The organism is Ferrovibrio sp., assembly GCF_046297595.1.
In the GTDB taxonomy this organism is placed as follows: domain Bacteria; phylum Pseudomonadota; class Alphaproteobacteria; order Ferrovibrionales; family Ferrovibrionaceae; genus Ferrovibrio.
This window is the reverse complement of the sequence record NZ_JBKBHT010000002.1, coordinates 111786-138417: the sequence shown is the minus strand read 5'-3', so window position 1 is coordinate 138417 and position 26632 is coordinate 111786. Positions and strand designations below refer to the sequence as shown.

Here is a 26632-nt window from a genome sequence, read left to right as displayed (position 1 = left end):
TCCAATATGACTGTGATCCTGAGCTGGAATATCCAGTATGGCAAAGGCTGCGACGGTGTGGTCGATCTCGGCCGCATCCGGCGCGACATCCTGGCCGCCGGCCTGCCCGATGTGATCTGCCTGCAGGAAGTCGCTGACGGCTTCGCCGAACTGGATGGCGCCGGCGCCGACCAGGCCGCGCAAATCGCCGGAATGTTCGCCGAATACCAGGCGGTCTTTGCGCCGGGCGTCGATCGCTATGATGGCAGGCGCCGACGGTTCGGTAACATGATCCTGTCGCGCCTGCCGCTGCTGGATTCGGAATCGCATCTTCTGCCCCGTCCGGCCGATGGCGCCACGCGGCATATGCGCCGGGTGGTACTGGCGGTCACGGCCGCCACGGCCGCCGGGCCGTTGCGCATCGCCACTACTCATCTGGAATATTTTGCCGCCGGCCAGCGCCATGCCCAGGTCGGCCGCATCCGCGACCTGAGCGCGGAATGGCTCGCCAACGCGCAGATGCCGCCGCAACCCGCACGCCATACCTATGCACCGCTGCCGCCGGCCATGGATCTGGTTTGGTGCGGCGATTTCAATCTCGAACCGAACGACCCTGACTATGCCGCCCTGCAGGCTGATCTGTCCGATGGTACCGGCCGCCTGCAGGATGCCTGGCATCTGCTCCACGGAACGCTGCCCCATGCGCCCACCTGCGGCATACATGATGCCGCGCAATGGCCGCAGGGGCCGCATGCGCGCGATTTCTTTTTCGTCACGCCTGGCCTGCGCACACGGCTGAAATCGGTGGAAACCGACACCCAGACCGCCGCCTCCGACCATCAGCCGATCCGCCTCCTGCTGACCGATTAGGTTAGGGCGGTGGTTGCGCGCGCGGATCGGGCGGCGCATATAATGCGCCGCCTTTAGTCTTGCTGCGAAAGTCCGCGTCATGTCCTCCACCCGCCTCGGCATCATCGGTTATGGCATCATGGGCGAGCGCCTGCTGCGCGCCGCCCTCAACCACGACCCGGCGATCCTCACCGTCGCCGGCCTGTGGGATCCGTCCGCCGCTGCCATGCAGCGCCTGGCCAATGACCTGCCGCAGGTGCCGCGGCTGGCGTCTGCCGAAGCCGTGATCGCAGCCTGCGACTGCCTCTACATCGCCTCGCCGCCGGCCTCGCATCTGGGGTATGCCCGCGCCGCCTTCGCCCAGGCCAAAGCCGTGTTCTGTGAGAAGCCGCTCGCCGTCGATGTGGCGGATGCCGAGGCCTTCGTGGCGGAAGCGGCCAAGCAGAACGGCCGCGGCGGCATCAACTTCCCCTTCGCCTCCTCCTTTGCCGTGGACCAGCTGCGGCAATGGATGCAGCAGGGCGTCACCGGTGCTGTCGAGCGCATCGAGATCGAAATCGGCTTCGCCGCCTGGCCGCGTCCATGGCAGGTGGATGCCGCGGGCTGGCTCGATGCCCGCGCCCAAGGCGGCTTCGCGCGCGAGGTCGGTTCGCATTTCCTGTTCCTCGCCCGCCGCCTGTTCGGCCCGCTGACGCTGCTTGACCACAGCGTCTCCTATCCCGAGGACGGCAAATCCGAACGCGCGATCACAGCCACCCTGCGCGCGGGCGACCTGCCGGTGACGCTGAAGGGCGGCGTCGGCATTACCGACAAACCCGATCACAATATTTTCGAAATCGTCGGGCCGCAGGGCCGCATCCGCCTGCGCGACTGGTCGATCGCCGAACAACTGGTCGATGGCGAGTGGCGCGAAGCACCCGATGCTTTGCCCAACGAGAAGATGCGGCCGCTGGTGCTCAAGCGCCAGCTCGACAAGGTCGCGGCGCTCACCCGCGGCGCGGCGCAGGATCTCGCCACGCTGTCCGAGGCAGCCGAGGTGCAGCGCATGGTGGAAACCATCCTCCACGGCTGACGCGAGCGTTTACCTCTCCTCGCTTTACCCGTTCATGGTGTGAAGTCGTCGCGGAATCGCCACATTCCGCCCCGATTGCCACCGCATTTTCCTAAGACTTTCACTCTGTCGGCCGAACCCGGGCCGGAACCAGGATCGACCTGGACCGTTTCATTCTCAGCGTCGCGAGAACGGCAAAGGAGTGAATACCATGTTGTATTGGGCACTGGTTTTTTTCGTGCTGGCCCTGATTGCTGGCCTGTTTGGCTTCGGCGGCATTGCGGCTGCCTCGGCCAGCATCGCACAGATTCTATTTTTCATTTTCCTGGCCGTCTTTGTCGTCAGCCTGATCGCCCATCTGGTGACCGGCCGTCGTCCGCCGATGGCATAACGCCATCGGTGCGTAGTACCCGCGGTTTGCAGGCCGCGGTTTATGTTTCCTCTTGAGTCCTTCCCCCCAACTCGGCGGATGCTTCGGCATCCGCCTATTTTTTTGCTCAGGCGCTGTAGCCGAGCTGCGCCGACAGTCGCCGCGTGAAGGCCAGCAGCGCCGAGGCATGCGGGCCGTTGAAAGCCACATCGATCTTGCGCGTCGGGCCGATCACGGTGATGGCCAGCTGCAGATGGCCGCTATGGTTGAAGACCGGTGCGCTCAGCGCGCTGATGCCCGGCACCGGCAGATCGGTGGTGGCGGCGATGCCGTCGCGCTTCACCTTGTTCACTTCGCGCGCCAGCGCATCACCGGCCAGCGCACCCACATCGCTCCAGCCCTTCTGCGCCGCCTGCAATTCGGCCTCGATCACCGGCTCGACCAGCTTGGTCGGCAGCCAGGCGGCGAAGATCTTGCCGGTCGCCGTCCCGGTCACGGTGAACATGCCGCCGGGGCGAACATTGGCGTGGATGTAGTTCGACGATTCCTGCACCAGCACGATGGTCGGGCCATGGGTGCCCCAGACCGTGATCGCCACCATCAGGTTCAGTCTCTCGGCCAGCTCGGCCACCTGTTCGGCGGCCAAACGATAGGGATCGCTGCCGCGCAGACGCGCCAGTCCGAGCTGCAGCGCGAAGGGTCCGAGGCGATAACGGCCGGAGCCGGCCTCCTGTTCCACCATCTCCAGCTTGCGCAGGCTGGTCATGTAGGCATGGGCCTGGCCGGGGGTCAGTTCGGCTTGGTTTGCCAGGTCGCGCAGCATCATCGGCTGGCCCTGCTGCGCCAGGATGCCCAGCAGCCGGCCGCCGATTTCCACCGACTGCACGCCGCGGCCCTTCAGCGGCGCCGCATCGCTGTCCTCGCCGCCATAAAGCGGAATGGCCGAAGCCGGATCGATCTTGTTGTCCCCCATGCCTATTGCATAACCGCCGGCGCGGGTTGTGTCACGCAGCGATGCCGGCCGCATGGCGCGCGGCGACATAGCCAAAGGTCATGGCCGGGCCCAGGGTGATGCCGCCGCCGGGATAATTGCCGCCCATGATGCTGGCCATGTCGTTGCCCGCCGCATACAGGCCGGGCACCGGCTGGCCGTTTTCGCCCAGCACGCGGGCCTGCGCATCGGTCTTCAGGCCGGCGAAGCTGCCCAGGTCGCCGATCACCACCTGCACGGCGTAGAACGGCCCGGTCTGCACCGGGGCGATGCAGGGATTGGGCTTCACGGTCGGGTCGCCGAGGTAGCGGTTATAAGCCGTGCTGCCTTTGTGGAATTCCGGATCCTCGCCGCGCATCGCGTGCCTGTTGTATTCCGCCACGGTCTGGCCAAAGGCCTGCGGGTCGATGCCGCAGGCTTCCGCGAGTTCCGACAGCGTGCGGCCGCGCTTGAGGTAACCGTTCTTCAGCTGATGCGCGATCGGCACCGGGAAAGGCTTCACATGGCCCAGGCCGTACCGCCGCAAAGTGGGATGGTCGCAGACCAGCCAGGCGCATATTTCACCGTCCAGGCCTTTGCTGGCCTTCACCAGCGCCTGGCAGAAATCGTGATAGCAGTTGCCTTCGTTCACGAAACGCTTGCCGCTGCGTGTCACGGCGATCACGCCGGGTTTGGCGCGGTCGATGAAATGCGGGAAGGTGCCGAAGCTGCCGTCATTCCACGGCACGCGGCTGACCGGCACCCAGGCGGCGGCATTGGGCAGTTCGTCCGCGGTATGTGCGCCCAGCGGCCGCGCCAGCTTGATGCCGTCGCCGGTATTGCTGCTCGGGGTCGGCGACCAATGCTCCTGGCCGGTCGGCGCATGGGGATAAAGCTGTTTGCGGCGCTCGATATCATGCGGGAAGCCGCCGGTGGCCAGCACCACGCCCTTGCGCGCGTTCACCCGCACCGGGCCGTCCTTGGTACCTATCACCGCGCCGGTCACGGCCGCGCTATCGCGCAGCAATTCCTGCGCCGGTGCCTCCAGCCACAACGGAATGCCCAGATCGAAGGCTGATTTCGCCAAACGGCCGGCCAATGCATTGCCGTTGGTCAACCGCATGGCGCGGCCATGCACGGCCACGTCGCGCAGGTATTTCACCAGCAGCTTCGCCACATAGGCGGCCGAGACCACGCTACGGGTGACGTTGAAGAAATGCAGCAATTCCTTGCCCGAACCGATCATCATGCCGACGAAGGTGATCTCTTTCAGCGGTGGGCGCAGGGTCTTGATCTTGTCGCCCAGTTCGTTGCCATCAAAAGGCTCGGCGCAGATCGAGCGGCCGCCGGCCAGGGCGCCTGGCGCGTCGGGGTGATAATCGGAAAACTGCGGCCCGAGCACGAATTTCACGGCCGTTCTGCTCTCGAAGAAATCGACCATGCGCGGGCCGTTCTCCAGAAAGGCATCGACACGTTCGGCATCGAAATGATTGCCGGCCTCATGCTGCAGGTAGGTGCGCGCGGCTTCCTTGCTGTCCTTTATGCCTTCGCGCGCCGCCAGCGGATTGGCCGGCACCCACAGCCAGCCGCCCGAGCGCGCCGTGGTGCCGCCATAGACGGATTCTTTCTCCACCACCAGCACATCCAGGCCATGCAGCTTCGCCGTCACCGCGGCGGCCATGCCGCCGGCGCCCGAGCCCACCACCAGAAGGTCGCAATCATGGGTCTTCATCGTCATCGCTCCACTCAAACCGTCAGATAGCCGCCATCCACCGGCAGCATCGCGCCGGTGACGTAACTCGACATGTCGGAGGCCAGGAACAGCACCGGGCCGATCAGTTCTTCCGGTTTGCCGGTGCGGCCCATCGGCGTATGCGCCATAAAGCGCCCGATGGCTGCCGGGTCAGCGCGCGTGGCTTCCGTCATCGGCGTATCGATCACGCCGGGCGCGATGCCGTTCACGCGGATGCCTTCCGGCGCCAGTTCAGCGGCGAGCGCGCGGGTGAATTGCAGCACCGCTCCCTTGCTGGCGGTGTAGGTGGTGGCGCGCGGCCCGGTGGCGAAGGAGTTGATTGAACCGAGATTGACGATGCGGCCTTTGGTTTTCCGCAGCTGCGGCAGCAGGGCGCGCGTCACGTTCTTCATGCCGGTGACGTTGACGGTCAGCGTCTCCAGCCAGTGCCGGTCGTAATCGGGATCGTCGATGGCCACCCGGCGGATGATGCCGGCATTGTTGACCAGCACGCTGCACGCCGCGCCCAAAGCGCTCTCAACGCCGGCGGCAAAGGCGGTGCAGGCTTTTGCATCGCTCACATCCAGCGCGGCACCGAAGGCCTTGCCGCCGCCGGTAATGATCTCGGCCGCCACGGCCTGGGCGCCGGCCCCGTTGATATCGGCCACGGCCACCGCCGCCCCGGCTTTGGCCAGACCCAGCGCGATGGCGCGGCCATTGCCCTGGGCCGCGCCGGTGACGACGGCAACTTCGCCAGCCAGTACAGGCTTTTCCATCCGGCTTCCTCCCGCAATTCGTGTATTGCGAACTTATTCGTTATTTCATATAGTCGACTCGACGCGAATGCAAGCGATCCGTTTTCACGGCCGGCTGCAGCGCGATCATTGGAGGAAACGCCCCGTCCGGTTCGTGCCAGGACGGGTATTCGGTCGGTTTGCAAAACCCCGAGGGAGGGATCATGCGTCAGCTTATTCTCAAGGCGGCCACCGTCGCCGCGCTGGGCCTCGGCCTTGCCGCGCCGCAGGCGGCGTTGGCCCAGGCCAAGAGCTTCGACCTGCAGAGCGTGTTCGGCTTGCAGGTGCCGTCGATCGGCCCCAGCCCGGTGAAATGGGCCGAGCGCGTCGCCCTGATGACCAACAACGAGGTCAAGATCAAGGTACACGGCGCTGGCGAATTCGTGCCGCCGTTCGAGGTGTTCGGCGCGGTTTCCAACGGCTCGATCCCGATGGGCTTCGACTGGGTCGGCTACTGGGCGGGCAAAATCCCGGTCGCCAACCTGGTCGGCTCGATGCCGTTTGGCCCGAACCCCGAGCTGTTCCTGGGCTGGATGTTCCAGGGCGGCGGTCTGGAGATCATCCAGAAGGCCTATGATCCGCATAACGTGAAGATCATCCCCTGCCACCTCGTCGTGCCCGAGGCCGGCGGCTGGTTCAACAAGGAGATCAAGACGGTCGCCGACCTCAAGGGTCTCAACATGCGCATCGCCGGCTTAGGAGCCAAGGCGATGGCCAAGCTGGGCGCCAATGTGCAGCTGGTGCCGGCCGGCGAAATCTTCGTCTCGCTGGAGCGCGGCCGCATCGAGGCGGCGGAATTCTCCGCGCCGCAGCTCGATCTCGGCCTGGGCCTGCAGAAGATCGCCAAACATTACTACTTCCCGGGCTGGCACCAGCCGGCCAGCTGGGACACGATCATCGTCAACATGAATGTGTGGAAGTCGCTGCCCGAGAAGCACCAGAAGGCGATGGTCGAGGCCTGCTACGCCAACATCACCTTCAACACCTACGACCAGATCAACGCCCAGGTCGACGCGATCGAAAAGATCGAGGCGGCCGGCGTGAAGGTGCAGCGCTTCCCCAACGAAGTGCTGGCCGCGCTGCAGAAGGCATCCATCGAGGTGATGGAGGAAGAGGCGCAGAAGGACGCGTTGTTCGCCGAGGCCTACAAGTCGCTGACCGCCTATGTGAAGCGCGTCGGCCGCTGGAACGACCTGCAGGCCATTCCGCGCAACTGAGTATGTTATAAAGGGATGCGCCGCACATTCGCGGCGCATCCCTGCTTTTATCGCGAGGACAACCCGGTGATCGCCCTGCTGAAACGGATCGAGGAAGCCTGCGCCTGGTTCGGCCGGGCCATCGGCTGGGCTACGCCCATCCTGGTGATCAGCGTCTGTCTCAGCGTTCTGATGGCGCAGCTGCGCTTCAACGTGCTGTTCGACTGGGGCAGCGACGTGCCGCTGTTCGGCACAAAAATCACCATGAACGGCCTGACCGACCTGCAATGGCACCTGTTCGCCGCGATGGTGATGCTGGGCGGCGTCTATGCCCTGCATACCGACAGCCATGTCAGCGTGGATTTCATCGCCGGCAATTTCACCGAGCGCACGCGACGCATCGTCGTCATCCTGGGCGACATCGTGTTCCTGCTGCCCTTTGCCGCGATCATGACCTGGTTCGCCTGGAAATTCATGCTCTCGGCCTACACGTCCAACGAAGGTTCGTCCTATGGCGGGCTTGAGGATACCTGGATCATCAAGGCGGTGATGCCGCTGGGTTTCAGCCTGCTCGGCCTGCTCGGTCTGGCGCGAACCCTGCGCCTGATCATCCAGCTGGTGCTGACGCGCGGCGCCGTCGCCGAAAAGAAAGTCGGGGCATAGGATCGCCGCCATGGAGTATTTCTGGCCCCTCTTGATGTGCGTCGCCCTGCTGCTGGGCATCTTCACCGGCTATCCGGTGGCGATCGTGCTGGCCGGCATCGGCGTGATCTTCACCTTCGCCGCCGATGTGCCGATCCTGTTCCTCTCCACCGGCGTGTCGCGCACCTTCTCAGGTATTTTGAGCAACTGGCTCCTGATCGCCGTGCCGCTCTTCGTCTTCATGGGCCTGATGCTGGAAAAATCCGGCATCGCCGAACGCCTGCTGCGGTCGCTGGCCGGCCTGCTCGGGCCGCTGCCCGGCGGCTACGCCTTCGCGGTGGCGATCATCGGCATCGTCATGGCGGCCAGCACTGGCATCATCGGCGCTTCCGTGGTGCTGATGGGCGTGCTGGCCCTGCCGGTGATGCTGGAAAGCCGCTACGACCCCAAACTCGCCACCGGGATCATCGCCTCCACCGGCACGCTGGGCATCCTCATTCCGCCCAGCATCATGCTGGTGATCCTGGGCGACACCCTGCGCATTTCGGTGGGCGATTTGTTCGCCGGCGCCATGATCCCCGGCCTGATGCTCGGCGGCCTTTATATTGTCTATCTGGTTTTCGTGGCGATCTTCCGGCCCCAGGCCATGCCGCCGCTGCCCGCGCGCGACCGTCTGCCGCTGGTCCAGGCCATGATCGGCCTGGCGCGCGACCTGCTGGCCCCGATGATCCTGATCCTGGTGGTGCTGGGCTCGATCATCGCCGGCATCGCCACGCCGACGGAAGCCGCGGCGCTCGGCGCGCTGGGCGCCTTCCTGCTGGCCGTCGCCTCGCGCCAGCTCACCTGGAAGCAGTTCCTCGCGGTGCTGAACGAAACCACGCGCACCACGGCGATGATCATGTTCGTGATGATCGGCGCCACCATCTTCAGCGTGATATTCCGTAAATTAGGCGGCGACGTGATGATCGCCGATGCACTGGGCGTAGACGAGGCCGGCACCAATCCCTACTGGGTCATGTTCGTGATCATGGCCTTCGTCTTCGTGCTGGGCATGTTCCTCGACTGGGTCGAGATAACCTTCATCGTCATGCCGATCATCGCGCCGATCATCGCCGGGCTGGATTTCGGCGCGCTGGACAAGGAGCAGATCCTGCTGTGGTTCGCCATCCTGTTCGCGGTGAACCTGCAGACCTCCTTCCTCACGCCGCCCTTTGGCTACGCGCTGTTCTATATCCGTGGCGTGGCGCCGGCCGAGATCGGCACCAGGCTCATCTACCGGGGGATCATCCCCTTTGTGATCATCCAGTTGATCGCGCTGCTGTTGTGCATCATGTTTCCGCAGCTGGCCCTGTGGCTGCCAGAAACCCTGCTCGGGAAATAATCAAGGAGCCCTGTCATGTCGAAAGCTTTTGCCTCCACCGCCGATATGGAAGACAAGAAGGTCTCCTTCACCCAGCTGGGCGAGGGCCTCTATGCCTTCACTGCCGAGGGCGATCCCAATACCGGCGTGATCATCGGCGACGACGGCGTGATGGTGATCGACACCCAGGCCACGCCGAAAATGGCCGGCCAGGTGATCGAGCATATCCGCAAGGTGACCGACAAGCCGATCAAGTATGTGCTGCTGTCGCATTACCATGCCGTGCGCGTGCTCGGCGCCTCGGCCTACAATCCGCAGCAGGTTTTCGCCTCCGAGGCGACCCGCAGCCTGATCGTGGAGCGCGGCAAGGAAGACTGGGATTCGGAATACGGCCGCTTCCCGCGCCTGTTCCGCTCGGCCGAAAGCATTCCCGGCCTGACCTGGCCGACCATGACCTTTCCCACCAAGTTCACGCTCTACATGGGCAAGCGCCGCGTCGAGATCATGCATCTGGGTCGCGGCCACACGGCGGGCGACACGGTCGCCTGGGTGCCCGATGCCGGCGTGCTGTTCTCAGGCGACCTGGTGGAATACCACTCGGCCTGCTATTGCGGCGACGCCCATTTCAAGGACTGGCCGAAGACGCTCGACAGGATCGCCGAGTTGAATCCGAAAGCCATCGTGCCCGGCCGCGGCGATGCCCTGCGCAATCCGAAGGAAGTCGGCGACGGCCTGTCGCTCACCCGCGACTTCCTCACGACGTTATACGGCTCGGTGTCGGAATCGGCCGCCAAGGGCCTGCCGCTGAAAGAGGCGTTTGATCGCTGCAACGATGCCATGCGGCCGCGCTTCGGCAACTTCGCCATCTTCGAACATTGCCAGCCCTTCAACGTGGCGCGCGCCTATGACGAAGCCCTGGGCCTGGATCATCCGCGCATCTGGACGGCGGAACGCGACCAGGCGATGTGGGCGGCGCTCAACGGGTGATGGTTCGCTGCTTGCCGTCGGCCGGTCATGGCCCTAGATGTGGGCCATGACCGATCTTGCCCTCTCCGTCCTCGACCAGTCGATTGCCGTTTCCGGCGCCAGCGAAGACCAGGCCATCCGCGACACCATCGCGATGGCGCAGCATTGCGAGGCCCTGGGCTATCGCCGCTTCTGGGTTTCCGAGCATCACAACCACGAAAGCATCGTCGGCACCGCGCCGGAAATTCTGATCGCGGCGATGGCGGCCGTCACGTCGCGCATCCGGCTGGGTTCGGCCGGCGTGATGCTGCCGCATTATTCGGCCCTGCATGTGGCCGAGCAGTTCCGCGTGCTGGACGCCATCGCGCCGGGCCGCATCGATCTGGGCGTGGGCCGCGCGCCGGGCTCCGACGGCCGCACCGCCTATGCGCTCAATCCGCACGGCGATGGCGGCGAAAGTTTCCCGGCGCAGACGCGCGACCTGCTGCACTGGCTGCATGGTCTGCCGCTGCCCGAGGGCCATGCCTTTCGCAGCATCGCAGCGCATCCGCGTGCCGTCAGTGCGCCGGAAGTCTGGATGCTGGGCAGCTCTGATTACGGCGCGCAACTCGCCGCCCATCTCGGCCTGCCTTATGCCTTCGCGCATTTCATCACTGACGGGCGCGGCGCCGAACAGGCACTGGCACTCTATCGTCAGAATTTCCGTCCGTCGCAATTCTGCCCGGCACCGACGGCCACGCTCTGCGTCTGGGCGCTGGCAGCGGAGACGGAAGACGAAGCACGGCATCTGTTCCGCAGCCGTGCGCGCTGGCGGCTTGATCGTAACCGCGGCCTGCTCAAGCAGATCCAGCCGCCGGATACTGTGCAGATTTCGGCCGATGAACAGCCCGAGATCGATGCGCTGTGGCAGCGCAGCTTCGCGGGTTCGGCGCCGCAGGTTGCCGGCAAGCTGCGTGCCTATGCGCAGACGATGCAGCTGGATGAACTGGTGATCCTGGCCTGGACGCATGACCAGGTCGCGCGCCGGCGCAGTTACGAATTGCTGGCGCGTGAATTCAGCCTGACCTGAAAACCTATTGGCTGCGGCGCTGGCGCATCGCCAGTGCGAAGGCGACGCGGGCCTCGCGCGCGATGCTGTCATTCGCCGGAACCAGGCCGCCGGGCAATGGATGCTTGGCGCGGATATGCGCCACGTCGTAATCGCCATCGGCCAGATCGTAGAGCGACACCACGTAATCCTCGTTTTCGACGATGCGGGCGGCGGTATCGATGGTCCAGTCGGCGATCAGCATGGCGGGCACTCCTTCAACGCGGTGGGAAGAAGCATCTAGGGCGGGCCGGTCGGCGCCGCTGTGACGGCAGGCATAGTCCGGGGCCATAATCCGGCGGAATACCGGGCCAGGGCATTCTGGCAAGGCATTAACGCAGATCGGGATGACAGGTTCCGTGCCGCCGGAATGACAGGTCGGAGGCAGGGCTACATACAAGAACATGCAAGCTGGGGTTTAAAAATTTCATCCACTACATCCAGAAATAGGCAAAACATATATAGAAAATAGATTAATCTGGATTTTCCTCCCTCTCAGAGGGAGGAAAGCATGGCTTTCCCTTCAGGCGAGATTGACCAGGGCACCGAAGGAGCGGATCGCCTGCCGGTCGTTCGGTTCACCACGGCGGGGCTGCCGGCGGGGGAGCGCTTTGCCGCCTGGAGTCGCACGGTCTCGGCCCTGTTTGATCGCTGCGCACCACATCCGCGCCGTGGCGGTGCCGGTTTTTCGGCCTCGCTTACCGCCTATCACTTCGGCGCCTTCCTGCTCTGCCATTCCCGCGCTGATGCCGCACGCTACCTCCGCTCGGCCCAGCGCAGCCGCCTCGACGATCTCGATCACTACCTGATCCATCTGCCGCTGCAGCAGGCCGGCGGCTTCGCCAGCGGTTCTGGGGCCGACGATACCATGCGCCGTCTGCGGCCGATGGATATGACGATCATCGATCTCGCGCTGCCCTCGGGTTATGTCGCCGGTGCCGGCGAGGCGATCAGCCTGATCGTGCCGCGCGCCGGCCTCTCGCTGCTGCTGCGCGATCCCGACCGCCAGCATGGCCGCATCCTGCGCCGCGAACAGCCCATGGCCGCGATGCTGGCGCAGCAGCTCATCGCACTGAACGGCATTGCGCCGCGTTTTGGCCTGCATGAAGCCACGGCGCTCGCCAGTACTGTGATCGGGCTGGCCGCCGTCTGCCTGGGTTTCGATACGCCGGCCACGGCTCGCGCGCCGCCCGTGCCATCTCCGCCGGCCGCGAAGGAAAGCCTCGCGCGCCGCGTCCGCGCCTATATCGAACAGAACCTGCATCGCGAAACACTGACGCCGGAGCTGATCGTCAGGGAGTTGGCGATCTCGCGCAGCCAGCTTTATCGCCAGTTCGAATCCTATGGCGGTGTGCGCCATTACGTGCGCCGGCGACGCCTGCGCCAGAGCCTGCTGGCGATCTGCAATCCGCTGCAATCGGGCCAGCGTATCGCCGACATCGCTTATGAAAAAGGCTTCAGCGACGAGGCGCATTTCAGCCGCCTGTTCCGCGATGCCTTCGGCCTGTCGCCGCGCGAGGCGCGCCGTGCGGTGCAGCGCGGCGATGCGGCTTTGCTCGCGGCCATTCTGCCTGCGGCATCCTCTGCCGACATGGGCGAACAGGCACCCTTCGCCCATTGGATCAGAGAATTGGCCATCGCGTGAGCGCATACAAGAGTACCAATCCGCCGCTTGGCGCGTTTGGGACACCCATCCAGGTTTTTGGGACGCCGGTCCCGCGACGCTTCTGGCCGCTTGCGCTTTGATCACCCGCAAGCGGATAGGACGCGGTGCACAAGGGATCACTTCCGGATGTACTGCTACCGAAACGCCAGCAGCACCGCCCTCGTCAACGGGGGGCGGCCAAGGGGGAGAGCGGAACGTGGCCAACCTGTCTCTGCATCATCTGATCCAAAGCATCGCCGGTGCCGTCGCCGAGGCGCAGGACAAGATCCACCGCTACCAGATTTCCACCGTGCGGCAGTATTTCGACGCCGACAACCGGCCGGTCAGCGTCGATGTGCGGCTGCCCTCCATGGCACCGGATGCCCAGGATGGCGACGAACGCCTGGTGCGCGTGCCGCTGTTGTCGCTGATCGGCGCGCGGCTGCTCGCCGTCAAGGACATGGAGATCAGCTTCGATGTTGGCCTGGGCGGCCAGCCCGAACCCGGCAAGCCGGAACCGAAACTGAGTTCCGCGAAAGCGGCCGATACCGCCGCCGACAGCACCAATGGCAAGGACGATGCGGCGAAGGACGGCCAGGATGCCGCCAAGCCCGATGTCTGGCCCAGCGATACCCATGCGCCTTTAAGCGTCGACATGAGCGCTTCGAAGAATCGTGATGGCGGGCCGATGGCCCACATCACCCTCCGGGTCGAGAGTCAGCCTCCGTCAGAAGGCATGGCGCGGCTGATCCACCATCTCGACAAGTCCATCTAACCAACCAGAGGAGTCCGTTCCATGCCGAATTTCTCAATGGCCGACCAATTCCGCGGCCTGCCCATGGGCGATCTGATCGGCGGTCCGCTTACTGCGGCCTGCGACGCTCAGATCCGCCTGGCCAACGCCACGGCCAACTTCATCAAGGTGATCGGCTTCCTGCCGCCGCCTGCGCCGGCCCAGGGCGCCGTCGCCGATCCGAACGCCGTCGGCGACGTGCGCAACGTCACCTTCAAGTTCGACCGGCCTTCGACCCAGAAGGCCCCGGAGGATGGCGCCGCCACCCTGCCGATGGAGACGGTGGAACTCAGCGTGCCGCTGCTGGCGGTGGTCAAGGTGCCGAACCTGTCGATCAACAAGGTCGACATCACCTTCGACATGGAGGTGAAGAACTCCGAAGCCTCGAAGGAAGCCACCGACATGCAGGCGGCGATGGAAGCCCAGGCCAAGATCGGCTGGGGCCCGATCAGCGCCACGGTGAAGATCTCGGGCTCGGTCTCCTCGCACAAGGAGAACACCCGCTCCACCGACCAGTCGGCCAAGTACCACGTCGAGGTGCATGCCAGCGACGACGGCATGCCCGAAGGCCTGGCGCGCGTGCTCGACATGATCGCCAGCTCGGTGGCGCCGAAGGCGATCACCCAGCACTAAGCCTCTGCAGGGCAGGTAACGCGTAAGGGGCCTTAAACGGCCGGGCTTTTCCGGGAAGGTGTTTCACAATGTTCGATTTGACGGATGTGAGATACGTGAAACGCATCACGGTCGGCAGTACCGACCCGGAAAGGCTGTCGTCGGAAGAGGCCATCCAGGCGGAAGCCGAATTGCTCAACAAATGCCTCGAGCCCACGGCGCGCGGACGCATCATCGGCATCGAGAAGAATTTCAGCCTGCTCAATATCGGCGAGCACCAGGTGGTGCTGCAGGCGATGGTCTATCACATCGGGTTCCCGCGCAAACCCTACTGGCTCGAAGACAAGGCAATGTCATGACGATCCGTCGGCTGGAGGATTTCGCGCGTTCCATCGGCATCGCCTTCGGCGTGGCGCACAGGCAGACGCGCGGCGGCGCCGAGGCCCAGGTCACCTCGATGGATGTCGACCTGGCCGCCACGCTGGAACGCATCGGCCCGAAGGAGGCCGCTGCCACCGGCGGCATGGCCGAGGCCGGCGCCTTCGCCCTGCGCATCGGCCGGCCCAAGCTGCAGACCGTCGACCGCGACGGCAATCTGCTGCGGCTGTCCATCGGTGTGCGCGACGCGAATGGCGAGCAGGTCGAGGTTCGGCTGGAAGGCAAGCTGCTCAGCCGCTACGGCCGTACCATCAACGCAGAGACCATGCAACAGGGGGAGAAGACCACAGATGGCGAAACGCTCTGACGACACATTGCTGCTCGTTCTCTCGGACAAGGAGGCATCCATCTTGCGCGACATCGTCGATCCCCCGCTGGCGACCGGGGACAAGGCCCGCCTGCTCCAGATCACCATCGTCATCCTGCTGCTTGCCGTGCTGGCACTGATCGCCATCGGCCTGTTCCAGCCGCGCCTGGCCCGCGTGATCGCCGAAACCCTGGCGCTGCTCACCAACTGATACCGCGCCACATCTTCAACGCCTGACGACACGGGAGACAAAGATGACAAGCACGCTTCTCACCTTCTTCGCCGCCACCCTGCTGGCTGCGGCACCTGTCCTGGCCCAGCCGGCCGGTGGCGAATATCGCGGCAGTCTGGAGGATCGCGGCCGCCCGGTGGTGGTGATCCTGAGCCTGGAGGCTGCGAAGGCACCCGGCGATGCCGGCGGCCGCATCCGCTTCCAGGAACCCTGGGTCTGCGGCTTCGAGCTGGAATATTCCGGCATCCGCGACAAGGCCGCGATCTATTCCTTCCGGGGTTCGGGCGCCGGCGCCTGCCGGCCCTATACCCAGGGGTACGCGCGGGTGCAGAACGACGGTGCCGACCTGCAGCTTGAACTGGTCGGCGCGGATCGCGGCGCCAGCCAGAAGATCAGACTGCAGCCGGCGCAGAAGCGCGACTGAAAGCTGCGCGGGCTGGCGCTCATCGCGCCCGACCCGCCGGCCAATCCAACACGGCACGACTTCCTCCGTGGCGACGCCTTCGCGCCTTGCCGCCTGGGAATCCTGTGCCCGCAGCAAGGGAGATGTTCCATGTGCATCAGCAATTCGGTCGGCAATGGCGGAGTGAATGCGGCGAACGACGTGCGCTGCGTCCAGCTCCTGCTCAACATGAACCGCGACCGCTGTGGCCTGGCCAGCGATCTCAAGGTCGATGGCGCCTGGGGTCCCAGCAGCGCCGCGGCGCTCGCCACTTTCTGCAAGGCCATCGGCGCGCGCAGCGACACGCCGGTCACCGCCAACGACGAAATCCTCGATGCCCTGCGGCGCGGCCTGCCGCCGGCCCTGGTGCGGCAGAAGCTGTGGATCGTGATGACCAGCGCGCAGGCGGCCCGGATCGACGCTTTCTTCGACGCCATCCTGGCCACCATGAACCGCTACCAGATCAACACGCCGCTGCGCATGGCGCATTTCCTGGCGCAGATCGGCCATGAAAGCGGCTGCCTGCGCTATACCGAGGAGATCGCCAGCGGCGAGGCCTATGAAGGCCGTGTCGACCTCGGCAATACCCAGCCGGGCGACGGACCGCTGTTCAAGGGCCGCGGCCTGATCCAGCTCACCGGCCGCGCCAATTACCGCGAATACGGCAAGGCCTGCGGCAAGAATTTCGAAACCACCGACAAGCCCAGTCTGGTGGCCACCGATCCCGACCTTGCCGTCGATGTCGCCGGCTGGTTCTGGGACAAGCGCCAGCTCAACGCGCTCGCTGACCGCGACGACCTGCGCGAAATCACGCGTCGCGTCAATGGCGGCTTCAACGGCCTGGCCGACCGCGCCGATTTCCTGACGCGGGCCAAGTGGCTGCTGGTGCGCGACGACGCGCCTGTTGCCAGCGGCGCGGCGACCAAAGCAGCGAATGGTGCGGCCTGAGGGCCGACGCAACACGGATCCGGGTCGCGCGGCGGTGGGCGCGCGTCCGGCTGAACGGCCGGCAGGGCCGGCCAACCAAGCAAGGAGAGCGACAATGGCTATCAACGACTATGTCAATCCGATGGATCGCGGCAGCCAGGGGCTGATCCTCGATTACGTCGGCAACGAGCAGACCGCCGGCGGCATCTGCCGCATGCTCAGCATCAACTGGATCATCGAATGTGCCCAGCCTGGCGCGCCGGCGCCGAACGAGGTCTGGCATGCCATGAAGGCGAAAGGCCCGATCTACTTCAAGCAGATCGGCCAGCAACAGATCGGCTACGTCACCATCCTCAATGGCGACGGCTGGTATCAGTCGGTGGTCGATTGCCTCGAACTGGGTTCGCGCAAGGCGCGCCATGCCAAGAGCCTGGCGCCGAACGACAGCGCCACCGACGCGGCCACTCTCGCCAACCGTATCGCGGCGGGGCTGGCGGCCTCCACCACCAAACCGCCGCTCGTCGTGATCCGCTTCACCTGCACTGGCGGTGCGCACTGCATCGCGGCGGCTTCCTACAACGGCAAGACCTACATCTTCGATCCCAATTTTGGCGTGCTGATCATCGATCCGACCAAGCATCAGCTACTGGGCGATGCCATGCAGGATCTCTTCACCTTCTATCACATCGGCACGGCCTACGTGGTGGCCGTGACTTAAAGCTGCCGGCCGGGTCGCATCGCCCAGGCGCGGTGCGGCCCGTTTCATGAGTCGTCTCGCCAGCAGGGAGAACGGAATGCCGATCGGGGATTATGTCGGTCCGGCCGATGGCGGCTGCCCGGCCGAGATCGTGAAAGCCGCCGGCGGCGCAGAGCATGCCGGCGGATTGTGCCTGATGCTCTGCATCGTCTGGATGGTGAATTGCAGCCTGTCCACCGCCAAGGCGCCCGGCATCGTCTGGGGTGCCATGCGCGATAACATCAAGAGCAAGACCGGCCCGCGCTACCTGCGGCAATTCATCCAGCAGCAGGCCGGCCCTACGCGCTTCTTCGCGGCCGGCGACTGGTTCCAGCCCGCCAGCGATCTGGTCGAACTCGCCTCCCGCAGACAAAGGCGCGCCTGCCGGCTGGCGCCCGAGGATGGCTTCGCCACCGCCGGCGACATGGCGACGCGCATCCAGCAGGCACTCAGGGCCTCATCCGCCTGGCCACCGACAACGCTGGTGATCTTCGCTGGCAAGGCTGGCGGTAGCCATGCCACCGCTGTCATCGCCCGCGGCGGCAAGACCTTCCTGCTCGATCCGCTGCAGGGCGTGTTGGTGATCGATCCGGCGCGGCTGCAGGCACTGGATGGTGCCACCGCCGAACTCTTCGCGTTCTACAAAATCCGGAAAGGGCTGGTGATCCCGCTCGCCTGACGGCCGCCGCATCCATCGCGGCCGGCCAACACGCACCTGGCCCTGCGCATGCAGGACTCCTTCACCGCGCGCCGCACCGGCCCATGCTCCCCCACCGGCATGGCCTAGCCGGCGGCGGTGATCTGACCGCCAGGCAGGGCCGCATCGCGTACTGCCGAGCGCGATGCGGCCGACCTGGGGCCGATGCTTGTCACCTGTCCAGGATCGCGGCAGCCTGCCGGCGCAGCCCGAAGTCGATCAGGGCAGGGAAAAAGCGCTGGATGAAAATCAGCAGGCGCTCCGTTGCACCGGGGAAGACCGTCCGAGCCTCCGCTTCGACAGCTTTCACGATCCCGCGCGCCACAACCAGCGGATCGTCCAGTTTCATGTGATAGCCCGACACCAGCGTCGCCATGCCGTCGGTGGCGGCTGTCCTGGTTGCGCGCGGCGCCGCGTAGGTGACGCCGATTTTGTCGCGGGCCAGTTCACGTCGTATGGCGTCCGAGAAGCCGCGCAGGCCGAACTTGGTTGCGCAGTAAGTGGCAAAATGCGGATGGCCGATATCGCCGAACATCGATCCGACATTGACGATCCATGCGCGGTCCGAGCGGCGCAGCAGCGGCAGCAGGTCGCGGGTCAGGGCAATCGGCGCCACGATATTGGTGGCCGCCGCCTGCTCCAGATCGGCATCGGACAGATCTTTCAGCAGCCCGCTCGGCACCAGGCCCGCATTGTTGACCAGGATGTCCAGCTGCCCGCTGGCGCGGCAGGCCTGCAATACGGCCTGCCTGCCATGCGGCGTCGTGATGTCGGCCGCGCAGCAGCGGGCCATCGCGCCGGCCGGCAACTGCGCCGCGGTTTCCCTCAGCCTGCCTTCGTTGCGGCCGATCAGGATGGGAAAGGCGCCATGGCCGGCAAAGGTGAGCGCGAGTGCCCGCCCGATACCGCTGCCGGCCCCGGTTATCGCGACGATGCGCCCCTCAAGCTGCATGGGACAGCCCCAGGAAGCGCGCATCGATGCCACGGAAGATTTCGCCATACAGATGATAGACCACCTTCGCGGTCTCGATGATGGCCTGCTGGGCCTGGTCGTCGGTGATGCCGTTCACGAGGGTCTGGAAAAAAGCCACATGGTCCTGGTCGAGCGCACCATGGGATTTCAGGTAGCTGAAACCGCCGCCTTCGGCCGATCCGAGCGCGGCCTGCAGTTTGCCGGCGGCAATGCCGGCCAGCGCCGCCGACATGCCCTCCAGCACGTGGACCATGCCAAGCATGGCATAGGGGCTGACATGCTCGATGGCATAATAGACATAGGCGACCATGAGGCGGCAGGGCAGGTCTCCCTGGCCGTGCCGCACGGCATCCGCATCGCCGCCCATCGCGCGGATATCGTCCAGGATCCATTCCTCGTGGCCGCGCTCTTCGCCGATATATTCCAGCAGGGCCGCCAGATACCGGCCGTCATTGTCGCCGCAGCGCGCTGCCGCCGTGGCGAGCAGGCGGCAGGTATGCCGCACATGATGATAGGCTTCCGCCAGAAAGGCCGTGTACATCGGCGCCGAAACGCCCTCGCGCAGGGCCCGCTGGATCACGGGCGTTGCGATGAAGGCCTCGCGCTGCGTGCGCGTTTCGGCAATCAGGCGATCATAAAAAAGCATGTCGGGTCTCCACGTCGTCAGGATTATGGAACTGGTCGGCGAAAGCGGCGGCGATGTCCTGCCGGCGCGGTTTTCCGTTCGGTGTCAGCAGTTGTCTTGATGCAAGCTCGCCAGGACCTAGCAGCGCCAGATGCCGTGGCACGGCATAACGCGGCGCTGCCGTCAGGGCGGCATCGACCACCCTGCGCAGGCCGGCAGGAGAAACCGCTTTCGCCCAGGCCGCGCCCAGCAGGGACGGTTCCAGTAGTGCGGCGACATGTCCGTCGGCGGCGCGCAGCACGACGGCGCGTGCGATGCGCGGATCCGCCAGCAGCATGGTTTCGACCCATTCGGGGGAGATGTTGCGGCCGTTGCCGGTGACGATCAGGTTGTCCTTGCGGCCGTCGACCTGCAGATAGCCGTCAGCGTCGAAGCGTCCGATGTCGCCGGTATGCCAGATGCCCGCGGTCGGGCCGTCGGTGCGATTGAGATAGGCTTCGGCAACGGAATCGCTGCGGACGACGATTTCCCCGTCCGGCGCGATCCGCACGTCATACCCGGGCAGTGGCTGTCCCACCGTGCCGGCGCGCCGCAGGCCCGGCCGGTTCACGGCGACGACCGATCCGCATTCCGTGAGGCCATAGCCTTCATGAACCGGTATGCCAAGCTGCCAGGCACGTTCGGCCAGGCTGTCGGGCACGGCGGCGCCGCCGGTGGCAACGAAACGCAGGCTGTTGGGAATCTCGACACGACCGACCGAAGCCACCATCACCCAGGCCTGCAGCAGTTGCGGCACCAGCACCAGGGTCGATGGTCGGTGCTGCGCGACCGCCTCGCCCAGCAACGTGGCGATATCCGGGCCGCTGGCCGCGGCGATATGCGGCGCAATGGTGCAATGGCCGCCGGCCAGGATCGGCAGATAGATGCCGCAGATCGCTTCCAGCAGCAGGGAATAGGGCAGTACGGCAAGATGGCGATCGGCCGCGCCGGCCTGCATCGCCTGCATCACGGCCGCGCAGGTCGAGCGGATCTGCTCCGGACCCAGCACCGCACCCTTGGGATTGCCCGTGGAACCCGAGGTGTAGACGATGCGCCGTCCCTGCATGGCCGGAAGCTGGGCCGCCGCCTCCGCCTTTGGCAGCGCAATCCGTGGAATGCCGCTGCCCGCCAGCCGGTCGCGCTGCGACGCGTCGGCCATGATCGTCTTTATCCCGGCATCCCGCACGATATGTTCAAGCTGGGCATCGGAAAAGAAATGCGGCAGCGGCACGATCGTCCTGCCGGCGGCCCAGCCCGCCAGATCGGCCACCAGCCATTCGATGCTGCTCGGCGCCAGCAGCCCGATGGGATCGGGATAACGCGCAAGAATTTCTGCCGCGCCGGATACCCGCCGCAGCAGGCCGTGCCAGTCGAGATGATTTTCGGCCTCCGCAAATGCGGCCTGATCTTTGTCCGCGCCCTGAGCCAGGTCTTGCAGGCGCAGCAGGATATCGGCGGTCATGCCGCCACTCCGGACTGCGCGCCGCTGCCGCAGGGCAGCCTGGATTGCAGCAGTCGCTGCCGTGCCGTCAGGCCGTCGACGGCGCAGACGCGCGGGTCGCTGTCGTAATAGCTGCCCCAGTTCCCCGGCGCGGCAACGCGGCTGCGATCGGCGATGCCCAGGTCCAGCAGCGGAATGCCCAGCCGCGCCGCCAGCCGGCGCAGCCGTGCCGTCGCCGTGAACACGCCCCAGCGATAGCCCGAGCCCACGCCGATGCGGGCAAATCCGATCAGCAGGTCCAGCAGCGCGCCGGGCCGGTCTGCGGCGAGCGGTCCAAGCTCGACGATGGTTTCGCGCGGCACGGCCATGCCGGTCTGTCGCGCGATCAGCATCTCGACCGCGTCGTCGACATACTGCTCGGAGAAGAAGCCGCAAATGTGATCGCGGAAACCCGCAACACAATGCGGTCGGCCGGCGTCATCGAGAACAGCCAGCATGATGTCGGGAAAACAGGGGGATTCCGCGCCATATTCCCGCTGGTAGACATTGCGGGCCAGTGCCTCGATGCCAGGCCGCAGCGGGTTGTGCGCTTCAACGATTTCCAGACGCATGAAAGCTCCGTGATGCTTCGATGCGCCGGTTGTATGGGAGCCGGCTTACAGCGCCCTTACGGCTGTCTTTACGAATCCTTACAGCGTGACGGGCAGGCAGCAAAAAGACCGCGTCGCCGGCGACGCAGTCTTTCATTCCGTCATCCAGCGAGAAAAATTCAGCGCAGAATGTATTCGATCACCGAACCGTCCTTGGCCTTGAACCGCACTTTGGTCAGCACGTTCTGGCCGTCATACCAGAGCTCGCGCTGCAGGTCGCCGGTGATGGCATAATGGCGCGTCTGCACGGCCTGCCCTTTGACGGTCAGGGTTTCAGGCCCCAGATCGGCAACCGTGATCGCCATGGCCGAACCATCCAGGGTGTTCAGAATCGCCGCCTGGTGCAGGATTCCCTCATGCCACAGGCTGGCCGGGATGCTTAAGGCCTTGGCTTCCGTCGGCTTGCCATCGGCCAGCACGGCCAGTTCGGCGCCGGCGGCGCTGACATTCAGGGCGTGGCGTGTGCCGTCGTCATTGGTCTTGGACCACAGGCGCGCCAGCTTGCCGTTCTGCCAGATTTCATGGCCTTCATGCTCGAAGCGGTAGACCGGCACGAACGCCACCTTCACCACCACATTGGTGGCGATGTCGATCTGCAGTCCATCGGGGTTCTGCCGGAAGTTCAGCTGATGGCTGCCGACTTCCGAGCCATCGCGCAGAACGGCGAAATGCAGCACGCCGTTGCGCGGCGGCGCGGCTTCGGTGACGGGCGCCAGCAGAAACATCTGCCCCAGCGCATAAAGGGCAGTCAGGAAAAGACCGGGTCGGTGGAAACGGGGCAGGAAACGATGCACGGCTCGCCTCATGATGGATTGGGGGGAGCCGCAAGAAGATACGAGCCGGCTTACAATGACCTGACAGGCGCGGGATGAATGGAAGCGTCCGCGCGCGGAAGCGGAGTGGGCTGGATAGCCTGTTTTGCGGTTTTCTGCGCTTAAGGAAAGGATGGGCGCTCAGCTATAGCGCTGACGAGGCTCAGGAAAGCGGCCAAGACATTGTACAAAACGCCCATTAGTCACGGTGGGCAACTCTGGCCCTCATCCGCTGCCAGAGTAATACCGCTCAGGTTCGGGTCTGATAACTTCGCAGCTCTTCGCCGCTGATCTTGTCGGCATCCACAAGCCGATAATGCCGCTCTTCCACCACGCGGACTTCGCCATCCACTAGCGCAAGCTCGAACAGGGCGATCACGTTGTTGGGCATGAACTGCGCCGATACTGGGCGGCACACAAGGTCGGGGAAGTGCCGTTTACATGCGGCGACATCTTGTTGGGTTTGCGTTGGCCCGTGTTTATCCCTGCCGCCTTTGGCCTGAACAGGGACAGCGAACTGTGCTCCATTGCGGTTGATGCCGACGTAAATTTCGTCGACTTCAAGCTGCCCCATACCCTTCACGGTCGTGCGTAAATGGTTCTGCAGCGAGTAGGTCGTTATACCGAGGAAGATATCGATCAGTCGGTTGTAGCGAACCTTAGCGAGAAGCGCCTGTTCGTCCCCCAAAGCGTACCGAGCGATGATCTCAGGTGTTGCGTCGGGGACTTTAATCGCCACCAGATCGGTACGAGGGATGATCCGGTTCACCACCGTTTGGACGAAGCGATACTTCGCCCGGCCGGCCGGCGCGATGACCCAATGCAGCCCGGCATCTGCAGTCTTCCTGATGCTTTCTGGCAGGTCGGTTCGGTACCGCGTGCTGTAAATCACGTCTCCGAGGTTCTTCGGTAGGCGGATACTCAGTTCGGCGGCGGCGCTCTCCAAGTCTTCCCGCTCAAAACCGAAGTCTTTTAATCCCACCTGCCACCGATCAAAGAAAATCTTCTCGACCAGCCGTTCGTAACGATTGCCGCCAGTAGTCTTAGGCACGGGCGCGAACCTTTTCGCGGCCTGCAGTTTTGGACCGCTTCGGAGTTTCGAGCCGCTGGCGCTTGGCGATCACGTTGGATGAGACGCCATATTTATCCGCAGCTTCCGCCATGGTCATAGAAAGGAGTTCGGGGTGACCCAACTCGACAATTACTTCAGGCACTGCCGGCTTTATCCCAAGAGCCTCTATCACCTTGGCAGCTACGGCACGACCAAGCATAGGCGGAACCGAGTTTCCGATTTGCCGAAAACCGTGCCATTTGGTGACATGCAAGCGAAACCAGTCTGGGTATCCATGCAGTCGAGCGGCCTCGCGCACGGTGATGCATCGAGGCGAATGTGGGTGGATTGGGCGGGGCGACGTGAACGCACCTCGGTCGCTGGCCGTTCCGGCGCGTAGAGTATTGCAGACGCCGTTCGGGTGAAGCTTATGGAACCGGCTCACCGGCTCCGTCTCGCCCCATGGGGTTGCTGCAAAGCGCCGGCGCGAAAGGTCGGTATGCTCGGCTCGGAGACTCGAGGTAAGAACGCGGCGATCATACTTCCTGCGATAACTAAAGTCCTTAGGATCGTTCGCCATGCCCCGCAAGACGCGAGCATAGCGGCTCGGGGTCTTGAACTTCGCCACAATGCTATCCGTCGCCAGCAGTTCCTCGAAATCTTCGGCTTCCGGGAGATCCGCGAGGGCATCCCACACCGAGGGCCCCTCTGGCAAAATCAGGTCGCCTTTCTTAGCGCCAGCTGGTCTAGTTGTCCGTTCCGGATACTCGGGCAGCTTCAGCCCCTTCTTTGCCCCCAAGAGAAATAGCCGACGACGATCCTGTGGTACTCCGAATTCAGCCGCATTCAGCACATGATATGGAGTAACTACATCGTAGCCGAGGTCGTCGAATTTTTGGATGACCTCTTCCAAGAACTGCCGGTGTGCACCGACAGTGAGGCCCTTAACGTTCTCGAATACGAAGTAGTTTGCGTCCAACTCGGATACGATGCGCGCGAAGTGACCGACGAGACGGTTGCGGGGATCTTCCAGCGCGCGCTTCCCGATCATGGAAAACCCCTGACACGGGGCTCCGCCGCACACGACATGAACCTTGCGCTTGCCGAGTCCTGCCCGAATACGGATTTCCTGCCCGGACAAGCGGCTCACGTCGTCGCAGATCGTCGCACAGTTAGGAAAGTTGAACTCGTGAACGGCTGCGTGGATCGGATCGAGTTCTACGGCGGCAGCCAAGTCGAATCCTGCCTGCTCGAAAGCAAGGCTCAGGCCGCCGGCACCGGCAAAAAGGTCGATTGCGATGGGGCGGTTAGGATTTGCCACTGGACCCTCGACGCTTAGTCCCCGAACCCCCGACGCGGCCGAGGAACTTGCGTACCTTGATAGCCAGTTGTGCGGTGTCGTTCAACTCACATTGCCAAAGGGTCAAGGTTTCCCAGCCCATATGGCGGAGTTCGTTTAGTTGACGGCCATCCCGAGCCTGGTTGGTGGCAATCTTGGGAGCCCAGTAGTCGAGCCTCGATTTCGGTAACTGTCCTTTTTTGCATCCATGGCCATGCCAGAAACAGCCATGGACGAATACAACCTTACGCTTGGACGGGAATATCAAGTCAGGTTTGCCGGGCAAACCCTTGCCGTGAAGGCGGTACCGGTAGCCCATGTTAAAAATCAACCGCCTCACGAGCAGTTCCGGGGAGGTATTTTTTCCCTTAACCGCCGACATGATGAGACTGCGCTGCGCGGGAGTCCGAGTATCCATATGCAATTAAGGAAAATTGGCGTCCCCGGAGAGACGCATTGGGACAGGCCCAAGTCACTGAAATCTCGTAGTGGAATCACCACTCCAAGGCCGCTTTTGTAGCGCCGATTTGGAGTGGTGGCAAGGTTAGCCGGGCGTGCGTCGGAATGGCGAAATCGCAGGATCGGGTGCTCCAAAAGTAATTGTCACCCAATCATCGTCGTCGTCACCTCGAACAACTTCAATGTTCGTGATCATCTGCCCGTTCAGTCTGAATCGCTCAAAGGGGTTCATCAAACCACCTTCGTGAGCGTCTCCACTGTGCCATCTGTTTGCCTCATTGAGATCGGCGACGGTACGTCGTCCAGCGAGAAAATCTTGAAGCGTGCGCGACGGTATCCGAATGGTGTTGCCGCTCATTTGATATGCCCCAAAGTTGCCAAAGCCATAGTCGTCGGAAAAGCAACGAATTGACGCGTTCAAGGGATCAAGAGTCGCTTGAGGTATTGCGAGGGATGCTCTTTTAATCCGCTCGGAAATAGCAATTAGTGCTGCAGATTCGTCGCGTATAAATATCTCAGGACGGACAATGAGCCTTCCCTGCATCATTGAATGGAATGCCATTGGGTTTTCACGCTGAACACGGAGCAGTGTCACAAAACTTACGGATGTGTGTTGCCGCAAAAACTCCTGAACTACTTGTGACGCGGTCACGGTCCCATGTGCTACGTACGATTCTTGACGCATCAAAGCACACCCACCGTCGCAGACGATAATACCAGTAGGAGCGACGCTGGCGGCAGACTTCAATTGTTGAGCCTTCATTCGAAGACCGTTCCAAAGGGGATTTTTCTGAACAGAATCCGGGACGGAGTACGAAGGGAAGCTGCCAGTCATGTACATTTGGCGAGCGTTATACGATACAGAGAAACGGTAAGTTTCACTGTGGAATGCGACCGTGTGATGCTGTGGGTTATTGTCCAGAATCTCCCGCATGAATTGCGGGAGCCGAGTTTTCAGAACGGCAATAATTTCCCCCTTCTTGGGTAGAAGGAGGATTGTCTTCCGGTCACCCGTCCGTCCATCGCGTCGCGCTTCAACTGAATAGCCGAAGCTATTTGGGGGAAGTCCTGATCGCCGAGCGAATCTGACAATTTCCTCGGACAAGACTCGAACTGGATTCGCTTCCTCAATTCCGATGTCAGATATAGCGGTCACATCGGCGATGAACCGTATATCTGGTGAGCCTGTATCTGAAAAATCCACATCGGGCTTTCGGCCATCAGGTAGCTCTTTTTCGTGCTGAACTGTGCCGATGGACTGTAGCGCCGAAATCCACACCAGTTCCCATGATGCCGAGATGCGATCCAGACCCGGCGTGTTGAGCCGATCAACCATCCGCTGCAACTGGTCATCGGATACAACGCCATGCAAAGCGTTAATGAGTGCCTGAAGCGTGCGGCGCGAGAAGACGAACACG

At 63.8% G+C, this 26632-nt stretch carries 31 protein-coding genes; 18 read left to right on the top strand and 13 right to left on the bottom strand.

What is annotated here, in order from left to right:
* Positions 1 to 6: 6 nt before the first annotated feature.
* The 3 genes from ACK4FJ_RS06350 to ACK4FJ_RS06340 all read left to right on the top strand — a co-directional run bounded on the left by ACK4FJ_RS06350 (position 7) and on the right by ACK4FJ_RS06340 (position 2270).
* The gene (locus ACK4FJ_RS06350; protein ID WP_409765011.1) at positions 7 to 849 is read left to right on the top strand and encodes an endonuclease/exonuclease/phosphatase family protein; all 843 of its coding nucleotides are present in this window, start codon (positions 7 to 9) and stop codon (positions 847 to 849) included.
* 79 nt (positions 850 to 928) lie between these two features.
* Positions 929 to 1900, top strand: a complete 972-nt coding sequence (locus ACK4FJ_RS06345; RefSeq protein WP_409765010.1) for a Gfo/Idh/MocA family protein — start codon at positions 929 to 931, stop codon at positions 1898 to 1900.
* Positions 1901 to 2090: 190 nt separating this feature from the next.
* Positions 2091 to 2270 carry a DUF1328 domain-containing protein gene (locus ACK4FJ_RS06340; protein WP_409765009.1) on the top strand — a complete coding sequence of 60 codons (180 nt, stop codon included), beginning with the start codon at positions 2091 to 2093 and terminating at the stop codon, positions 2268 to 2270.
* Between the two features lie 106 nt (positions 2271 to 2376).
* Here ACK4FJ_RS06340 and ACK4FJ_RS06335 read toward each other — a convergent pair whose 3' ends face one another.
* The 3 genes from ACK4FJ_RS06335 to ACK4FJ_RS06325 are packed head-to-tail and all read right to left on the bottom strand — an operon-like array spanning position 2377 to position 5727.
* Entirely contained in the window at positions 2377 to 3222 is an 846-nt protein-coding gene (locus ACK4FJ_RS06335) for an IclR family transcriptional regulator (protein WP_409765008.1), read from the bottom strand.
* A gap of 31 nt (positions 3223 to 3253) precedes the next feature.
* A complete protein-coding gene (locus tag ACK4FJ_RS06330; protein WP_409765007.1) occupies positions 3254 to 4957 on the bottom strand; it encodes an FAD-dependent oxidoreductase in 1704 nt (567 codons plus the stop codon).
* An 8-nt stretch (positions 4958 to 4965) separates the two neighbouring features.
* On the bottom strand, positions 4966 to 5727 hold the full coding sequence (locus ACK4FJ_RS06325; protein ID WP_409765006.1) for an SDR family NAD(P)-dependent oxidoreductase: 762 nt from the start codon (positions 5725 to 5727) through the stop codon (positions 4966 to 4968).
* A 182-nt stretch (positions 5728 to 5909) separates the two neighbouring features.
* Between ACK4FJ_RS06325 and ACK4FJ_RS06320 the strand changes: the two genes are divergently transcribed.
* Genes ACK4FJ_RS06320 through ACK4FJ_RS06300 form a run of 5 tightly spaced genes read left to right on the top strand, consistent with a single transcriptional unit; the run spans position 5910 to position 10978 of the window.
* Positions 5910 to 6962: a TRAP transporter substrate-binding protein gene (locus tag ACK4FJ_RS06320; RefSeq protein ID WP_409765005.1), complete on the top strand. Its 1053-nt coding sequence runs from the start codon at positions 5910 to 5912 to the stop codon at positions 6960 to 6962.
* A gap of 15 nt (positions 6963 to 6977) precedes the next feature.
* Positions 6978 to 7604: a TRAP transporter small permease subunit gene (locus tag ACK4FJ_RS06315; protein WP_409765004.1), complete on the top strand. Its 627-nt coding sequence runs from the start codon at positions 6978 to 6980 to the stop codon at positions 7602 to 7604.
* Between the two features lie 10 nt (positions 7605 to 7614).
* Positions 7615 to 8964: a TRAP transporter large permease subunit gene (locus ACK4FJ_RS06310; protein WP_409765003.1), complete on the top strand. Its 1350-nt coding sequence runs from the start codon at positions 7615 to 7617 to the stop codon at positions 8962 to 8964.
* 15 nt (positions 8965 to 8979) lie between these two features.
* The gene (locus ACK4FJ_RS06305) at positions 8980 to 9930 is read left to right on the top strand and encodes an MBL fold metallo-hydrolase (RefSeq protein WP_409765002.1); all 951 of its coding nucleotides are present in this window, start codon (positions 8980 to 8982) and stop codon (positions 9928 to 9930) included.
* 46 nt (positions 9931 to 9976) lie between these two features.
* Positions 9977 to 10978, top strand: a complete 1002-nt coding sequence (locus tag ACK4FJ_RS06300; RefSeq protein ID WP_409765001.1) for an LLM class flavin-dependent oxidoreductase — start codon at positions 9977 to 9979, stop codon at positions 10976 to 10978.
* Between the two features lie 4 nt (positions 10979 to 10982).
* Here the strand turns inward: ACK4FJ_RS06300 and ACK4FJ_RS06295 are convergent, their stop codons facing one another.
* On the bottom strand, positions 10983 to 11201 hold the full coding sequence (locus ACK4FJ_RS06295; protein ID WP_409765000.1) for a hypothetical protein: 219 nt from the start codon (positions 11199 to 11201) through the stop codon (positions 10983 to 10985).
* 306 nt (positions 11202 to 11507) lie between these two features.
* Here ACK4FJ_RS06295 and ACK4FJ_RS06290 point away from each other — a divergent pair, with 306 nt between their 5' ends.
* From ACK4FJ_RS06290 to ACK4FJ_RS06245, 10 genes are all read left to right on the top strand, one after another.
* Entirely contained in the window at positions 11508 to 12641 is a 1134-nt protein-coding gene (locus tag ACK4FJ_RS06290; protein ID WP_409764999.1) for a helix-turn-helix domain-containing protein, read from the top strand.
* 217 nt (positions 12642 to 12858) lie between these two features.
* On the top strand, positions 12859 to 13416 hold the full coding sequence (locus ACK4FJ_RS06285; RefSeq protein WP_409764998.1) for a DUF2589 domain-containing protein: 558 nt from the start codon (positions 12859 to 12861) through the stop codon (positions 13414 to 13416).
* A 21-nt stretch (positions 13417 to 13437) separates the two neighbouring features.
* Entirely contained in the window at positions 13438 to 14067 is a 630-nt protein-coding gene (locus tag ACK4FJ_RS06280) for a DUF2589 domain-containing protein (protein ID WP_409764997.1), read from the top strand.
* Between the two features lie 68 nt (positions 14068 to 14135).
* Positions 14136 to 14405, top strand: a complete 270-nt coding sequence (locus ACK4FJ_RS06275; RefSeq protein ID WP_409764996.1) for a hypothetical protein — start codon at positions 14136 to 14138, stop codon at positions 14403 to 14405.
* Positions 14402 to 14791: a hypothetical protein gene (locus ACK4FJ_RS06270; protein ID WP_409764995.1), complete on the top strand. Its 390-nt coding sequence runs from the start codon at positions 14402 to 14404 to the stop codon at positions 14789 to 14791. Before ACK4FJ_RS06275 ends, ACK4FJ_RS06270 begins: the two co-directional genes overlap by 4 nt.
* Positions 14775 to 15002 (top strand): hypothetical protein, encoded by a 228-nt coding sequence (locus ACK4FJ_RS06265; protein ID WP_409764994.1) that lies wholly within the window; start codon positions 14775 to 14777, stop codon positions 15000 to 15002. The genes ACK4FJ_RS06270 and ACK4FJ_RS06265 overlap by 17 nt, the downstream gene beginning before the upstream one ends.
* Before the next feature lie 43 nt (positions 15003 to 15045).
* Positions 15046 to 15447 (top strand): hypothetical protein, encoded by a 402-nt coding sequence (locus ACK4FJ_RS06260; protein WP_409764993.1) that lies wholly within the window; start codon positions 15046 to 15048, stop codon positions 15445 to 15447.
* A gap of 129 nt (positions 15448 to 15576) precedes the next feature.
* Positions 15577 to 16413 (top strand): glycoside hydrolase family 19 protein, encoded by an 837-nt coding sequence (locus tag ACK4FJ_RS06255; protein WP_409764992.1) that lies wholly within the window; start codon positions 15577 to 15579, stop codon positions 16411 to 16413.
* 94 nt (positions 16414 to 16507) lie between these two features.
* On the top strand, positions 16508 to 17110 hold the full coding sequence (locus ACK4FJ_RS06250) for a YopT-type cysteine protease domain-containing protein (RefSeq protein WP_409764991.1): 603 nt from the start codon (positions 16508 to 16510) through the stop codon (positions 17108 to 17110).
* Positions 17111 to 17186: 76 nt separating this feature from the next.
* On the top strand, positions 17187 to 17807 hold the full coding sequence (locus ACK4FJ_RS06245) for a hypothetical protein (protein ID WP_409764990.1): 621 nt from the start codon (positions 17187 to 17189) through the stop codon (positions 17805 to 17807).
* Between the two features lie 190 nt (positions 17808 to 17997).
* Here the strand turns inward: ACK4FJ_RS06245 and ACK4FJ_RS06240 are convergent, their stop codons facing one another.
* The 9 genes from ACK4FJ_RS06240 to ACK4FJ_RS06200 all read right to left on the bottom strand — a co-directional run bounded on the left by ACK4FJ_RS06240 (position 17998) and on the right by ACK4FJ_RS06200 (position 26631).
* Positions 17998 to 18825, bottom strand: a complete 828-nt coding sequence (locus tag ACK4FJ_RS06240) for an SDR family oxidoreductase (RefSeq protein WP_409764989.1) — start codon at positions 18823 to 18825, stop codon at positions 17998 to 18000.
* Positions 18767 to 19444 carry a TenA family transcriptional regulator gene (locus ACK4FJ_RS06235; RefSeq protein WP_409764988.1) on the bottom strand — a complete coding sequence of 226 codons (678 nt, stop codon included), beginning with the start codon at positions 19442 to 19444 and terminating at the stop codon, positions 18767 to 18769. The genes ACK4FJ_RS06240 and ACK4FJ_RS06235 overlap by 59 nt, the downstream gene beginning before the upstream one ends.
* Positions 19431 to 20924: an AMP-binding protein gene (locus tag ACK4FJ_RS06230; RefSeq protein ID WP_409764987.1), complete on the bottom strand. Its 1494-nt coding sequence runs from the start codon at positions 20922 to 20924 to the stop codon at positions 19431 to 19433. Before ACK4FJ_RS06230 ends, ACK4FJ_RS06235 begins: the two co-directional genes overlap by 14 nt.
* A complete protein-coding gene (locus ACK4FJ_RS06225) occupies positions 20921 to 21514 on the bottom strand; it encodes a thermostable hemolysin (protein ID WP_409764986.1) in 594 nt (197 codons plus the stop codon). The genes ACK4FJ_RS06230 and ACK4FJ_RS06225 overlap by 4 nt, the downstream gene beginning before the upstream one ends.
* 158 nt (positions 21515 to 21672) lie before the next feature.
* Positions 21673 to 22347, bottom strand: coding sequence for a DUF6134 family protein (locus ACK4FJ_RS06220; RefSeq protein WP_409764985.1), 675 nt, complete (start codon positions 22345 to 22347; stop codon positions 21673 to 21675).
* 268 nt (positions 22348 to 22615) lie between these two features.
* Entirely contained in the window at positions 22616 to 23416 is an 801-nt protein-coding gene (locus tag ACK4FJ_RS06215) for a hypothetical protein (RefSeq protein WP_409764984.1), read from the bottom strand.
* Entirely contained in the window at positions 23409 to 24737 is a 1329-nt protein-coding gene (locus tag ACK4FJ_RS06210; RefSeq protein ID WP_409764983.1) for a DNA cytosine methyltransferase, read from the bottom strand. The genes ACK4FJ_RS06215 and ACK4FJ_RS06210 overlap by 8 nt, the downstream gene beginning before the upstream one ends.
* On the bottom strand, positions 24724 to 25173 hold the full coding sequence (locus ACK4FJ_RS06205) for a very short patch repair endonuclease (RefSeq protein ID WP_409764982.1): 450 nt from the start codon (positions 25171 to 25173) through the stop codon (positions 24724 to 24726). Before ACK4FJ_RS06205 ends, ACK4FJ_RS06210 begins: the two co-directional genes overlap by 14 nt.
* Before the next feature lie 126 nt (positions 25174 to 25299).
* Entirely contained in the window at positions 25300 to 26631 is a 1332-nt protein-coding gene (locus tag ACK4FJ_RS06200; protein WP_409764981.1) for a hypothetical protein, read from the bottom strand.
* Position 26632 lies beyond the last annotated feature (1 nt).

What these genes read in the sequence shown, in the direction of transcription:
- ACK4FJ_RS06350 (WP_409765011.1), top strand. Translation starts at nt 7, where the DNA reads ATGACTGTGATCCTGAGCTGGAATATCCAGTATGGCAAAGGCTGCGAC.
- ACK4FJ_RS06345 (WP_409765010.1), top strand. Translation starts at nt 929, where the DNA reads ATGTCCTCCACCCGCCTCGGCATCATCGGTTATGGCATCATGGGCGAG.
- ACK4FJ_RS06340 (WP_409765009.1), top strand. Translation starts at nt 2,091, where the DNA reads ATGTTGTATTGGGCACTGGTTTTTTTCGTGCTGGCCCTGATTGCTGGC.
- ACK4FJ_RS06335 (WP_409765008.1), bottom strand. Translation starts at nt 3,222, where the DNA reads ATGGGGGACAACAAGATCGATCCGGCTTCGGCCATTCCGCTTTATGGC.
- ACK4FJ_RS06330 (WP_409765007.1), bottom strand. Translation starts at nt 4,957, where the DNA reads ATGACGATGAAGACCCATGATTGCGACCTTCTGGTGGTGGGCTCGGGC.
- ACK4FJ_RS06325 (WP_409765006.1), bottom strand. Translation starts at nt 5,727, where the DNA reads ATGGAAAAGCCTGTACTGGCTGGCGAAGTTGCCGTCGTCACCGGCGCG.
- ACK4FJ_RS06320 (WP_409765005.1), top strand. Translation starts at nt 5,910, where the DNA reads ATGCGTCAGCTTATTCTCAAGGCGGCCACCGTCGCCGCGCTGGGCCTC.
- ACK4FJ_RS06315 (WP_409765004.1), top strand. Translation starts at nt 6,978, where the DNA reads ATGCGCCGCACATTCGCGGCGCATCCCTGCTTTTATCGCGAGGACAAC.
- ACK4FJ_RS06310 (WP_409765003.1), top strand. Translation starts at nt 7,615, where the DNA reads ATGGAGTATTTCTGGCCCCTCTTGATGTGCGTCGCCCTGCTGCTGGGC.
- ACK4FJ_RS06305 (WP_409765002.1), top strand. Translation starts at nt 8,980, where the DNA reads ATGTCGAAAGCTTTTGCCTCCACCGCCGATATGGAAGACAAGAAGGTC.
- ACK4FJ_RS06300 (WP_409765001.1), top strand. Translation starts at nt 9,977, where the DNA reads ATGACCGATCTTGCCCTCTCCGTCCTCGACCAGTCGATTGCCGTTTCC.
- ACK4FJ_RS06295 (WP_409765000.1), bottom strand. Translation starts at nt 11,201, where the DNA reads ATGCTGATCGCCGACTGGACCATCGATACCGCCGCCCGCATCGTCGAA.
- ACK4FJ_RS06290 (WP_409764999.1), top strand. Translation starts at nt 11,508, where the DNA reads ATGGCTTTCCCTTCAGGCGAGATTGACCAGGGCACCGAAGGAGCGGAT.
- ACK4FJ_RS06280 (WP_409764997.1), top strand. Translation starts at nt 13,438, where the DNA reads ATGCCGAATTTCTCAATGGCCGACCAATTCCGCGGCCTGCCCATGGGC.
- ACK4FJ_RS06275 (WP_409764996.1), top strand. Translation starts at nt 14,136, where the DNA reads ATGTTCGATTTGACGGATGTGAGATACGTGAAACGCATCACGGTCGGC.
- ACK4FJ_RS06270 (WP_409764995.1), top strand. Translation starts at nt 14,402, where the DNA reads ATGACGATCCGTCGGCTGGAGGATTTCGCGCGTTCCATCGGCATCGCC.
- ACK4FJ_RS06265 (WP_409764994.1), top strand. Translation starts at nt 14,775, where the DNA reads ATGGCGAAACGCTCTGACGACACATTGCTGCTCGTTCTCTCGGACAAG.
- ACK4FJ_RS06260 (WP_409764993.1), top strand. Translation starts at nt 15,046, where the DNA reads ATGACAAGCACGCTTCTCACCTTCTTCGCCGCCACCCTGCTGGCTGCG.
- ACK4FJ_RS06255 (WP_409764992.1), top strand. Translation starts at nt 15,577, where the DNA reads ATGTGCATCAGCAATTCGGTCGGCAATGGCGGAGTGAATGCGGCGAAC.
- ACK4FJ_RS06250 (WP_409764991.1), top strand. Translation starts at nt 16,508, where the DNA reads ATGGCTATCAACGACTATGTCAATCCGATGGATCGCGGCAGCCAGGGG.
- ACK4FJ_RS06245 (WP_409764990.1), top strand. Translation starts at nt 17,187, where the DNA reads ATGCCGATCGGGGATTATGTCGGTCCGGCCGATGGCGGCTGCCCGGCC.
- ACK4FJ_RS06240 (WP_409764989.1), bottom strand. Translation starts at nt 18,825, where the DNA reads ATGGCGAAATCTTCCGTGGCATCGATGCGCGCTTCCTGGGGCTGTCCC.
- ACK4FJ_RS06235 (WP_409764988.1), bottom strand. Translation starts at nt 19,444, where the DNA reads ATGCTTTTTTATGATCGCCTGATTGCCGAAACGCGCACGCAGCGCGAG.
- ACK4FJ_RS06230 (WP_409764987.1), bottom strand. Translation starts at nt 20,924, where the DNA reads ATGACCGCCGATATCCTGCTGCGCCTGCAAGACCTGGCTCAGGGCGCG.
- ACK4FJ_RS06225 (WP_409764986.1), bottom strand. Translation starts at nt 21,514, where the DNA reads ATGCGTCTGGAAATCGTTGAAGCGCACAACCCGCTGCGGCCTGGCATC.
- ACK4FJ_RS06205 (WP_409764982.1), bottom strand. Translation starts at nt 25,173, where the DNA reads ATGGATACTCGGACTCCCGCGCAGCGCAGTCTCATCATGTCGGCGGTT.